The sequence below is a fragment of the Ensifer sp. 2TAB8 genome (assembly GCF_052115125.1).
Taxonomy (GTDB): domain Bacteria; phylum Pseudomonadota; class Alphaproteobacteria; order Rhizobiales; family Rhizobiaceae; genus Ensifer.
In genome coordinates, this window is the sequence record NZ_JBFRGB010000001.1 from 257,381 (window position 1) to 269,228 (window position 11,848).

The window sequence follows — 11,848 nt, forward strand, 5'->3', positions numbered from 1 at the left end:
CATGCGCCCACACGTTCTCGGCTCCGATCCGGCTGCCCGCCGCAACCCGTTACGGTTATGTGTGTCAAGGCTGGTTTCCGGGCTCAGGAGCCGTCCTTGCGGACCAGCCCGGCGCCTTCCCGGACGAACCGTCCAGTGGCCTTCGCCGAGGCTTTCGCTCCACCACCGTTGCGGGGGCAGCGCCGGGATTTGACCGGCTTCCCAATTCTTCGCCTTCCCTTCTGGAAGACGACACCCTGAGTAAGGATATGTAATCGCGGAAACCGTCTTGGCAGGCGCCGGATAGCGACATCGAATTCCAGAATGACGACACGTCTGAAACCGTCGTCCGCAAGCGGATACGAAACTTTTTCACTTTATAAACATATAGATAGATCAAAAAATAGGCATATGCCGTCTTTTGCGACCGATATGGCGCAGGCGCGGGAAGATTTCGCCCGTTTGCGACATTCCCATTGATGTCAGGGGCCATGTCCCGCTAGCGAAAGGAAATTCTTCATTAACCATAAGCCGCTAGTCTCGCCGGCGGACGAAGATGTCCGGCAGGCAGATGGCGCGCTGACAATCATGGCAAAGCTCAGATATTACGACGCAGCGGCCGAGAAGCCGCCGGCGATCATGCCGAAGACGGCAGTTCACACCGAGTTTCTGCGCACCGGCCGGATCAACCGCCGGCAATGGATGCCGAGCGAGCGACGCTACCTGAGCTATGAGGAAGTCGCTGACCGAACCGGCAAGAAGCTTTCGACCGCCGGGGACACGACGCACAGGCGGATCAACGGCTTTCATGCCTCGATCCAGTTTCCCAAGCTCATCTTCCACCGCACGCTCGTTGGCAAGCCGCACCTCGGCTATTGCCACGTGACGGCCGCGCGGACGGCGGTCACACCTTCCAAGGACATCACCTGGTCGTTCTATTTCGCCAATTTTTTCAGCGACCTTGGTGACGAGACGCATTTCTTCGACCGCATCCGGGCCGGCTATTCCCGCATGTACTTTGCCGTCGCGATCGAACCGAACGCCGAAGACGGACAGATGGTCATCAATCGCAACGTCCGCGACAACGGGCTTCTCTTCCGCACCGACAACCCAAAGGTCGCTCTCAAGAACGTGCTGATGCTGGGTGCCCGTGACGACGCACTGCGCCGGATCATTCGCAGCCTCTGAGCCAGCAGCCCGCTCCCTGCAAAGAAAATCGTTCTGTTTTCCCGGCGCGTCCGTTAAGGAAGCGTCGGAAAGGAAACGGCATGGCAGAGATCATCGACACGGATAAGGAACCGGACCGCGCGATCGATCGCGCCTGCGCCGTTCTCGCCGAGGGCGAACCGGTCGCCATCCCGACCGAAACCGTCTACGGCCTTGCCGCCGATGCCACCAATCCCGATGCGATCAGCCGCATCTACGAGATGAAAGGCCGGCCGCGCTTCAATCCGCTGATCTCGCATGTTTCCGACATGGCAATGGCCGAGGCCCATGTGCGCTTCGATCCCCTGTCCCGACGCCTGGCGGAAGCGTTCTGGCCCGGCCCCCTGACGCTGATCCTGCCGCAGCGGCCCAAGAGTACCGTGCACGCCCTCGCCTCGGCCGGCCTGGACACGCTTGGCATTCGCATGCCCGACGGCTTTTCGCGCCGGGTGATCGCCCGCTTCGGACGACCTCTGGCCGCACCGAGTGCCAATACCTCGGGCAAGATCAGCCCGACCAGTGCGGACCATGTCGATGCCGATCTCGGAGAAAAGCTGAAACTGATCCTCGATGCCGGTCCGGCGCAAATCGGGCTCGAGTCAACGATCATCAAGGTCGATGGCGACGAGATCCGGCTTCTCCGGCCGGGTGGCCTCGATGCCGCCGAGATCGAGCGCCTGCTCGACCGCCCGGTGATCAGGGCGGAAACCGCGGGTGCGACGATCGAGGCTCCAGGGATGCTGGCCTCGCATTATGCGCCGGGTGCTGCCGTCAGGCTGGAAGCCACCGATGTGCGGGCGGGCGAGGCCCTGATCCGTTTCGGCGGCGGCCGGGTCCTCGGCGAAGAACAGGCGGCTGTCGTTCTCGATCTCAGCCCGACCGGAAATCTGCGCGAAGCGGCCGCCAATCTTTTCGACTATATGAAGCGGGCCGACGCCAGCGGCGCTCAGACGATCGCCTTCGGCCCGATCCCTTCGGAAGGATTGGGAGAAGCGATCATCGACCGGCTGCAACGGGCGGCGGCACCACGAGGGTAAGATTGCGGGCGGCATCGCCTCCGCACCCACCCTCAGCGAGCGGCTGCGATTGCGGTTATGATCGCAGGCGATACCAACCGAGGATCGCGTCTTCAGATCGACCGATCCGATAGCGCGCGCAAGCGCAATGCGAAGGCTGACCCATGACGACGCTTCCCTCTCCCGAACTCATCGCCTCCTTCGTCGAGATCGTCGGCAGCGCCAATGCACTTATCGCGGAAGCGGACAAGGCGCGCTATCTTGTCGAATCCCGGGGGCTTTATCGCGGCACGACGCCGATGGTGCTGCGTCCCGGCTCGGTCGACGAGGTCTCACGTATCATGAAACTCGCCAGCGCGACCCGCACGGCGATCGTGCCGCAGGGCGGTAACACCGGCCACGTCGCCGGGCAGATCCCCCGGGAAGGCAAGGCGGACATCGTGCTTTCGCTCGAACGGCTGAACCGGATTCGCGACATCGATCCGGTCGGCAACGTGATCGTTGCGGATGCCGGCTGCATTCTCGCAGACATCCAGAAGGCGGCGGACGATCACAATCGCCTGTTCCCGCTGTCGCTCGGATCGGAAGGCTCCGCCCGGATCGGCGGCAATCTCTCCACCAATGCCGGCGGCACCGCCGTGCTCGCCTATGGCAACATGCGCCAGCTTTGCCTCGGCCTCGAAGTCGTCCTGCCAACCGGCGAGATCTGGGATGGTCTGCGCCGGCTGAAGAAGGATAATACCGGCTACGACCTGCGCGACCTCTTCATTGGCGCGGAGGGCACGCTCGGCGTCATCACCGGTGCGGTGCTCAAGCTGTTCCCGAAGCCGCTCGGACACCAGGTCGCTTTCGCCGGCGTGGGCAGCGTCGAGCACGCGCTCACCCTCTTCGACAAGGCCTCCAGTCTTTGCGGACCGGCGCTGACCGGCTTCGAGCTGATGCCGCGCCTCGGCGTGGAATTCACCACGAAACACATTCCCGGTGTTCGTGACCCGATGGAAACCGTCCATCCCTGGTACGCGCTGATCGATATCTCGACCGCAGATTCGGCCGAAAGCGCCGAGCGCATGGTCAACGATCTCCTTGAACAGGGCCTTGCCGCCGGTCTTGTCGAAAACGCCGTGATTGCCGCCAATGAGGCGCAGGCGAAGGTGCTGTGGCATATGCGCGAAAGCATGTCGCCGGCGCAGAAGCCCGAGGGCGGCTCGATCAAGCACGATGTTTCGGTGCCCGTTTCCAGCATTCCCGCCTTCATGGAGGAAGCGGACGCCGCAGTCATGAAGGCGATCCCGGGAGCGCGCATCTGCTCCTTCGGCCACATGGGCGACGGCAACATCCACTACAACATCTCGCAGCCGGTCGGCGCCGACAAGCAGGCATTCCTCGACCGCTGGCGCGAGATCAACGCCATCGTCCACGGCATCGTTCTGAAATACAACGGCTCGATCTCGGCCGAACACGGCATTGGCCAGTTGAAGCGCGACGAGCTTGCCGAGATCCGTCCGCCGATCGAGATCGAACTGATGCAACGGATCAAACACGCGTTCGATCCTGCAGGCGTCATGAATCCGGACAAGGTGCTGCGCGCAGACCGTTGAAGCGGGCGCGCCTCTGCCGGCGGCCCGCGCCCCTTCCGCAGCGGCTCATACGTTCAGGTTGGGTAGCGTCAGCGTCCGCCCGCGCGCAGCTGTGAAAGGGACAGGAGTGTCTCGGCGCTGACACCGCCTCCACCGCTTCCGCTGAGGATTGCCAACCCCGGTGATACGTCCGTGTTGTTTTCGACGTCATAAAGCGCCGTGAACCGCTGCAGGAGCTTCTCGAGCTTTTCCGGGTCCTGCAGATCCTTGATGTCGACGACACGCTCGATATAGGCGGCCTGCGCCTCGATCTTGGCGTTCTGCAGACCCTCCGGCATGCTGTAGGCCGTCTTGATAACCTGGAACAGGGCGGTCTCGGCCAGGATGTCGTAAGCGGTGTTGATCTCGGGGGCCTTGCGCTTGAAATAGAGCGCAAGTCGGACGCCGCCGTTGTCTGCGCCTTCCGTCTCCTCAAGCGACTGATTGAGATAGAGGTCGATTGTGGTGACAAGTCCCCGCCGAGTCTGGATCTGGCCCGCCTCACCCCTGATGATCTTCCCCTCCTGGTCGAAATTGAAGGAGGCGACGATCTCGCGGTATTTCAGCCCGTTCGGGTCGGTATTGATGAAGCTCTTGGGATCGTCGAGATTGGACGTGAACATGTCCCTGAGGTATTCGGTCTTGACCGTTTCCGGATCGATGCCGGCGCCGACGAGAACGAAATCAACCAGACGCCGGTTGGCGAGGAAGGCGTCGAGCGTCTCCACCTTTTCGATCTCGGCGGTGTAGTACTTGGCTTCCTCCTGCGCCTTCTCCTTGGCGACCTTCTTTTCTTCATCCGTGCCGAAACGCGACTTGGCAATCACATATGCCTTGGCCGTGTTCATGATGTCGGCTTCGCCCTGCGCCAGCTTCGGTGCGCCAAGCGTGCCGTCCGGGTTGAAGTTGAACGCCTTTACGAGTTTGACGTAGCGCTCGTCGCGCAGGGTGTTGGCATAGCTCTTGGGGTCATTGAGATCGCTGGTCAGAATCCGCTTCAGCGTTCGCGTGCTCAGATCCTCATTTTCGAGGCCGAAAGCGCGCAGCATGAATTTCTTCATGTCATTGTTGGCAAGCAGGTCGTCGACCGATTTCATCGTGCCGATCAGCAGCTTGAAGCGCTTGACCAGAGCTTCGTCTTCGGCGTCGCTCTTGTCGTTATAGCGCACCATGTACTCGTCGGACGTCGTCTTCATCTGGGCCGCATCCTGCGCGGTCTTGCCCGCCTGCAGTGTCCCGTCAGTCTGGAAGTTGAAGGCGGCGAGCATCCTCTTGTAGGCGGCGTTGTATTCGCCGCCATATTTGTTGACGTAGCTCTCCGGGTCGTTGATGTCGCTGGTGAGGATGTTTTCGACCGTGGACGGCATCGTCGTCGCGGACGGCAAGCCGAAGGCAGTGATGACGTAGTTGAGCAGGCGGTTGTCGGCAATCAGGTCCGACACCTTGGTAATGCTGCCGATCTTCTGCTCGTAATATTCCTTGTTGAGCAGCGCGCCAGCGCCGGTCAGCCGTGTGCCGCCCGACGGCGTGGCGCCAGGCCGCTGGAAGACATAGGCCTCGTTGAGCAGCGTCTTCTTTTCGTCGCTGATCGCCTTCTCGCCGGCCGGCACGCTGCCGTCGGCATTGAAATTGAACGTCGAGGCGAGCTGGATATAGACATCGAGACCGCTGATCTGTCTGGCAAGCGTGTTCACCTCCAGCGACAGCTGCGCCTTCAGCGCCGGCGCCTGGTCGCGCGGCGGCAGCCGCGCATCGAGGTCGCTGACGATCGCGTTTTGCTCATCGATCTTCGTCTGGATGGCAGGCTTGTCCGCATCGGGTGCGGCGGCCAGTTGGGCTGTCAGGCTGGTGATCTGGGCCAGCGCCGTGTCGCGTGCCCCGAGATCCGTCAATTGCTTGCTCGCTTCGGTCAACCGCGTCTTGGCTGCCGTCTGGTTGGCGGTCAAGGTCGCGGGATCGCTGGTCAATGCATTGCGAACTTCGGTGTACGAAAAGGTCTTGGGGTCCAGTCCGAACACGGTGAAGGCAAAGGAGCGCAGCTTTTCGTTGCCCAGAAACTGGTCGACGTCGGTCACCAGATCCATGGCCGCGCCAAAATAGGCCATCTCCTGCCGCATGACTGTATCGAGATTCGTGATGCGGTCGTTGTAGAGGCCGATCAGCGCGTCCTGCTGTGCGTTGGTTTGGGCCACCGCAGTGGCGGAACTGAAATTGAAGGCCTGCGCGAAATTGCGGTAGCGTTCATCCGTGAGACGGTTGGCGAAACTGTTGTCGTCCTTGAGGTCGCTCTCCAGGACCTTGCGCATGAAGGCCTTGGCGTAGGTCATGTCCTCCAGGCCATGCGCCTTCATCGCGTAGGAGTAGAGCCGATAGTCGTCGAGGAACTCATCGACGGATTTCACGCTGCCGATGTTTTCCCGATAGTACTCGGCTTCGCGCGCGATCTGCGGCTGCTGGGCAACGCGATTGAGGCTGCTGCGCAAATCACGCGTGATGCGACTGTAGTCGAGATAGGTCGATACCATGCCTGGCCCCGTCGGTTACCCATGGGGCGGCCGATCCAACCCCGAAACAGAATTCTGACGCGTCATGATTGCAGCACTGGCTTGTGTGTGGCTTTTCGCCGGCGGCCGGCATGCTGCCTGTTGCGCCCGATCGGAACAACACCGCCGACGCCGTTGACGAAACGGAAACCCTGAGCGGTCGGCTTTTGCTAACCATCGAAAAACGCAAAGTTTTCTTAACCGCGATTCTTAAGCCGTTCGGAAAGGGGGGCGCCTATTCTCCAGCCCATAGAGGACGAAAAAGTCCCGACGAGAAGACCGGAAACCGGCTCTCAAGGAAAAACAAGGGCGATTGAAATGCGCAACACACTCTCTCAACCCGCTTGGGTCGAAAACACGCTCCGTCTTGATCCGAAGCGCTTTCCACAGCAGGCAAGCTACGCTTTGCGCGGTCACACGGGTAATGTCACGATCAGCCTGGACGAGCGTGGCGCAGTTCTGCGCAAGATGCTACCATCGAGCGGCCTGCCGCTTTCGATCGCATTGCCGGCGCGGGCATTCAAAGGGGTCGCGGCTCGCGCGATCGATCACGGCGACGGAGACGTGACAGTGACGCTGGAACTTCATCACGACGACCCGGACCTGTGCGTTCCGCTGCTCGTCGCACACGACCTGTCCGACATCGCCGCCGACTGGCGCGCCTGGGCGGAGGCCTATCGCATTCCGATGCTGATGGTCGAAGCCGACGGTGTCGCAAGGCCGCTTGAAGAGCATCTCGGCGACGTGCGCACCGCACCGGTCAAGCCGCGGCGCCGCCACTCCTTCTTCGCAGAGCGTCGGCCGCGCTTCCTCGTGCGCCGCTCCACCGGCACGCTTGGCGTTCACATGAAGATCGACGGGCGCGAGATCATCGCCCGCAGCTAATTCCGCAGCAGTGCCTCCAGCGCAGCAGCCGGCCGTTCCCTGCGGCCGGCTGTTGTCGTTCGATCTCCGTCCGCCGGTTCTTGGGGGTAACGCTGCGGCCGACAAGCCACAGCACAGATTTTCCGGGATCGTTTGCGATGTTCCCACGGAAACAGCTCGGCCGCCTTCTTCGTGCCATATCGCGTTCATAGCCAAGAACACGAAAGAAGGAGAAACCCGATGCGCAAGCATATCGCCGCCGCCGTTGCCGTCATTCTGTCCAGCTTCCGTGCGCGTCACGAAGCGAAGAAGCGCAAGGCCGCCCGCGACATCAGCTGGGCCTGAGGCTTTCCCGACCCGCCAGGAGCGGGACGGACCGAATGCATGAAGACGAGATCCTCCGCCGCGACGGAGGATTTTTCATATCAGGCGAACGAGAAACGCCAGCACCAGGCCGACAAAGATGATCAGGCCGACCACGCCGTTGAACTTGAACAGCGCCAGGCACTGCGCCGGATCGTGGATATTCAGGACCAGGATCTGGTAGGTCAGCATCGCTGCCGCGATCAAAAGTCCGATATAGGCGACGGCGCCGGCACCGGCAGCCACGAAGGACAGCAGCAACAGCAGCGTCGCGATGCCATAGAGGCCGATCAGCCACGGCCGTGGATTTTCCCCGAACCGACGCGCCGTCGAGCGCACGCCGATCAACTCGTCGTCCTCCCGGTCCTGATAGGCGTAGATCGTGTCGTAACCAATCGTCCAGGCGATCGCCGCACCGTAGAGCAGCACGGCGGCCAGCGACAGCGTACCGAACTCGGCCGCCCAGCCCATCAGCGCACCCCAGGAGAAGGCAAGGCCAAGGAAGAATTGCGGCCAGTCGGTAAACCGCTTGGCGAAGGGATAGATCGCCACGATCGCCAGCGACAGGATGCCGAGCACGATCGAGAAGGTGTTGAACTGCAGCAGCACGAGGAGACCGACGAGTGCCTGCAGCACCATGAACACCTTGGCCTGGAACCGCGAGACGCGTCCCGACGGCAGTGGCCGCGAGCGGGTGCGGGCAACTTCCATGTCAATGTCATGGTCGACGATGTCGTTGTAGGTGCAGCCGGCACCGCGCATGGCGATCGCACCGGCGGTGAACAGGAGGCAGTGGAACAGGAAGCGGCCGAACGAGAACTGATCGGTGCCTGCGGCTGCGCCCGCGGCCAGGGCCGCGGACCAGAGGCAGGGCAACAGCAGCAATTGCCAGCCGATCGGGCGATCCCAACGGGCAAGCTGCGCGTAGGGCCAGAGCGCACGCGGCAGCACGCGATAGACCCAGTTGTTCGACGGTGCGTCCTGGACGCGGCCGGAATCGGCAGAGATCGTGTTCATGTCCCTGTTTGACGCCGCGCATCCGGCCGGTCAAGCGGCGAGATCGCCGCAGACCTTGGCACCAAGCACCCGATCAGGGAAGAGTGAAGTCGAAGCGGTAGCTTGCCGACAGGCCGACGAGCACCTGGTTGCGGCTGCCGCGCTCCTGAACGAGGCTGGAATCGGCAGCCGGTCCAAGCAGGCGCCGGTACTCGGCATAGGCACTCGTCTCAAGCTTTTCGGTTGCCTGCCAGGTGATCGCGGCACCGACGCCGGCGGAACCGACGCCGCCATGCGGGCTGTAGGTGTTGAGCCCAGACGCGGCCGACTCGCGATCATTGACGCCATAATAGGCCGAGTAGTAGCCGCTCGTGGCCGCACTCAGGCGCGGGCCGCCGGAAATGCGGACATTGCTGCTGACATCGGTGAAAGCGTCAGCCGCGACGTCGGCAACGACACCATGGTGGCTGCGAATGCCCTGGCGCACTTCGGCGCGAACGCGCAGCCAGTCCGTCGGGTAGACTTCAGCAAAGCCGCCGACTTCACCGCCGAACTTGACCGGATCCAGACCCTTGAGGTCCCGGGATGTGCCGGAGTCGCGCTCGAAGATCAGCTTGCCGACGAGACCGGCACGGAAGCTTCCCTGGTCGACCAGCGCATAGGACATGTTGTCGTTACGCGAGGAAAAGCGGACGGTGCTGCCGGCCTTTCCGAGGGAGATCAGGGGGGCTGCCTGGAACATGCGCTTGGAGGCGCCTTCGTACTTCGGTCCATAAAAGCCGGTGGCGCCGACCTTCAGATACCAGTCACCGGACCAGAAATATTGGCCGTCACCGGCAGAGGCGGCATTCGCCGACAACAAAAGGGTTCCAGAAAGGAAAGCGAGATAACGGATACGCAAGAAACAACTCCGGAAGAATCATTCGCCGGGGCGAAGTTTGACCGTGCCGGCAGACCGAGGGAGGGAGATGGGCTGGAATGGCACAGGGCGACTTATTGCGGCTTGTTCCTACGATTCCGTTAACCAGGTCAATTCAGCCTTTTTTCGCCATACCCGGCCGGCCGACGTGGATCACTGGCCGAGATAGGTCTTGAGATAGACACTCGGCGGGCTGCCGAGCATGCGGCGGAACATGGTGGTGAAGGCCGCGACGTTCTCATAGCCGGCGTCGAGCGCGACATTGGTGATCGGCTCGCCATCGGCCAGGAGCGGCAGCGACGCAAAAATGCAGGCCTGCTGCCGCCAGGTGACGAAGCTGACACCCGTCTCCTTGCGAAAGAACCGGGTGAACGATCGCCGGCTGAGGCCCATCCGATCTGCCCACTGGTCGATGCTCGATGCCGCCGACGGCGCCTGCAGGAACTGCCGGCAGAGGGCCGCAAGCTTCTCGTCGCGCGGGAACGGTAGGCCGAGCGGGCGCTCCTGCAACCGTCCGATTTCCTCGAGCAAGAGATCCGTGACCAGTTGTTCACGCCGCTCCGACATCGCCTCGTTCTCGACGCTGACAAGCGCATCGACGAGGCTTCCGGCAAGCGGATTGATTTCCATGACCATCGGCCGCTCGGCACGCAAAAGGTCCGGCGCGAAATAGATCGAGTGCATGCGCACGTCGCTGATCATTTCGGCCGAGTGCTCCATGCCGGCCGGGATCAACAGGGCGTGGCCGGGCGGGACCATCCACCGCCCGCGTTCGGTGCGCATCAGCACCACGCCGCCGCGTGCCCACCAGAGCTGCGTGCGCGTATGGCTGTGAAAAGGAACCAGGAGGCCAGCGCTGTAGTCTCGCCCAAGCGCCAGCACCGGGGCGTTTCCCGTCTCGACCCAGTCGAGGTTCCGGAAGTGGTCGTCATCGGGAAGCTGCGGCAGGGGAAATCGGCGGATCGGCATTTGGCCCACTCACGAAAGAAATCGACCAGATCACAAAAGCAGGCCAACCGCAACCTCAGTACAGATAGCCCACGCCGCATACAACCTTCGAGACGGCAAGGAATCACCCATGTCTACCGTGACTTCAACTTCCGGGATCTCCCCGGAGAAGACGGCTTTCTCCGTCATCCTGGCCGTCAGTTTCTGCCATATGCTGAACGACATCATGCAGTCGCTGCTGACGGCGCTCTACCCGCTGCTCAAGGCGAACTATTCACTCGACTTCGTGCAGATCGGCCTCCTGACCTTTACCTTCCAGCTGACGGCGTCGATGCTGCAGCCGGCTGTCGGCATCATCACCGATCGCTGGGCCCTGCCCTATTCCCTGCCGCTCGCCATGCTTTCCACCTGCAGCGGCCTGATCCTGCTCGCGAATGCGCATGATTTCTGGGTGCTCCTGGTCGCAGCGAGCCTGATCGGTGTCGGTTCGGCCATTTTCCATCCGGAATCCTCCCGCATCGCCCGCCTCGCCTCCGGCGGTCGCCACGGTCTGGCGCAGTCGCTGTTCCAGGTGGGCGGCAATGCCGGCAGCGCCATGGGTCCGCTGCTTGCCGCCTTCATCGTCATTCCTTTCGGTCAGGGAAGCCTCAGCTGGTTCTCGATCGTCGCGATCATCGGCTTCTTCGTGCTCTCCTGGGTCAGCACCTGGTATGTCCGCCACCGCCGCACGACGATGAGCCGGGCGGCACCGAGCCGTGCCCTCCCCCTGCCGAAGGGTCGGGTGATGTGGGCGGTTGCCGTGCTTGTGCTGCTGACAGCCACGAAGAACGTCTACATGGCGAGCATCTCCAGCTACTTCACCTTCTTCGTCATCGAGAAGTTCGGCATCGACGTACAGCAGGCTCAGCTGATGCTGTTCCTGTTCCTCGGCGCGGCGGCGGCCGGAACCTTCCTCGGCGGCCCGATCGGCGATCGCTACGGCGCCCGCTTCGTCATCTGGTTCTCGATCCTCGGCGTCATCCCCTTCGCCTTGCTGCTGCCCTATGCGAACCTCTTCTGGACCGGAGTTCTCTCCGTCATCATTGGCCTGATCTTCTCCTCTGCCTTCTCGGCGATCGTCGTCTTTGCCCAGGAGTTGGTGCCTGGGCGCGTGGGGCTGATCGCCGGCGTCTTCTTCGGCTTCGCCTTCGGCTTCGGCGGCATGGGCGCGGCCGTGCTCGGCATCTTCGCCGACCGGCAGGGCATCGAATTCGTCTACACCATCTGCTCCTATCTTCCGCTGCTCGGCATCCTCACGATCCTGCTGCCGAAGATCCCCGCGAGATAAGGCTCGTCGCCCCGAAATCGCTTTCCGTTATCACGTCATTTTTCACCGGGCGCCGTCATGCGGCGCCCGGT

Annotated in this window: 10 protein-coding genes and 1 riboswitch; of the genes, 6 read left to right on the plus strand and 4 right to left on the minus strand. The window is 62.3% G+C overall.

Annotated elements, in window-relative coordinates; genetic code table 11:
• Positions 1-51: 51 nt before the first annotated feature.
• Positions 52-254: riboswitch (cobalamin riboswitch) on the minus strand.
• A 313-nt stretch (positions 255-567) separates the two neighbouring features.
• The 3 genes from AB4Z53_RS01360 to AB4Z53_RS01370 all read left to right on the plus strand — a co-directional run bounded on the left by AB4Z53_RS01360 (position 568) and on the right by AB4Z53_RS01370 (position 3,799).
• Entirely contained in the window at positions 568-1,167 is a 600-nt protein-coding gene (locus AB4Z53_RS01360; protein ID WP_441594290.1) for a DUF6656 family protein, read from the plus strand.
• Positions 1,168-1,247: 80 nt separating this feature from the next.
• The gene (locus tag AB4Z53_RS01365; protein ID WP_441594291.1) at positions 1,248-2,222 is read left to right on the plus strand and encodes an L-threonylcarbamoyladenylate synthase; all 975 of its coding nucleotides are present in this window, start codon (positions 1,248-1,250) and stop codon (positions 2,220-2,222) included.
• Between the two features lie 143 nt (positions 2,223-2,365).
• Positions 2,366-3,799: an FAD-binding oxidoreductase gene (locus AB4Z53_RS01370; RefSeq protein WP_441594292.1), complete on the plus strand. Its 1,434-nt coding sequence runs from the start codon at positions 2,366-2,368 to the stop codon at positions 3,797-3,799.
• Positions 3,800-3,867: 68 nt separating this feature from the next.
• Here AB4Z53_RS01370 and AB4Z53_RS01375 read toward each other — a convergent pair whose 3' ends face one another.
• Positions 3,868-6,342: a DUF1217 domain-containing protein gene (locus AB4Z53_RS01375; protein WP_441594293.1), complete on the minus strand. Its 2,475-nt coding sequence runs from the start codon at positions 6,340-6,342 to the stop codon at positions 3,868-3,870.
• A 110-nt stretch (positions 6,343-6,452) separates the two neighbouring features.
• On the opposite strand from AB4Z53_RS01375, the gene AB4Z53_RS01380 reads away from it, so the two are divergent.
• Positions 6,453-6,677: a hypothetical protein gene (locus AB4Z53_RS01380; RefSeq protein ID WP_441594294.1), complete on the plus strand. Its 225-nt coding sequence runs from the start codon at positions 6,453-6,455 to the stop codon at positions 6,675-6,677.
• A 1-nt stretch (position 6,678) separates the two neighbouring features.
• A complete protein-coding gene (locus AB4Z53_RS01385) occupies positions 6,679-7,245 on the plus strand; it encodes a DUF6101 family protein (protein ID WP_441594295.1) in 567 nt (188 codons plus the stop codon).
• 399 nt (positions 7,246-7,644) lie between these two features.
• Here the strand turns inward: AB4Z53_RS01385 and ubiA are convergent, their stop codons facing one another.
• The 3 genes from ubiA to AB4Z53_RS01400 all read right to left on the minus strand — a co-directional run bounded on the left by ubiA (position 7,645) and on the right by AB4Z53_RS01400 (position 10,471).
• Positions 7,645-8,604 carry a 4-hydroxybenzoate octaprenyltransferase gene (ubiA, locus tag AB4Z53_RS01390; RefSeq protein WP_441594296.1) on the minus strand — a complete coding sequence of 320 codons (960 nt, stop codon included), beginning with the start codon at positions 8,602-8,604 and terminating at the stop codon, positions 7,645-7,647.
• Positions 8,605-8,677: 73 nt separating this feature from the next.
• Entirely contained in the window at positions 8,678-9,484 is an 807-nt protein-coding gene (locus AB4Z53_RS01395; RefSeq protein WP_441594297.1) for a MipA/OmpV family protein, read from the minus strand.
• Positions 9,485-9,655: 171 nt separating this feature from the next.
• A complete protein-coding gene (locus AB4Z53_RS01400; RefSeq protein WP_441594298.1) occupies positions 9,656-10,471 on the minus strand; it encodes an AraC family transcriptional regulator in 816 nt (271 codons plus the stop codon).
• 109 nt (positions 10,472-10,580) lie between these two features.
• Here AB4Z53_RS01400 and AB4Z53_RS01405 point away from each other — a divergent pair, with 109 nt between their 5' ends.
• Complete coding sequence (locus AB4Z53_RS01405) at positions 10,581-11,777, plus strand: MFS transporter (protein ID WP_113538025.1); 1,197 nt, start codon at positions 10,581-10,583, stop codon at positions 11,775-11,777.
• Positions 11,778-11,848: the final 71 nt, after the last annotated feature.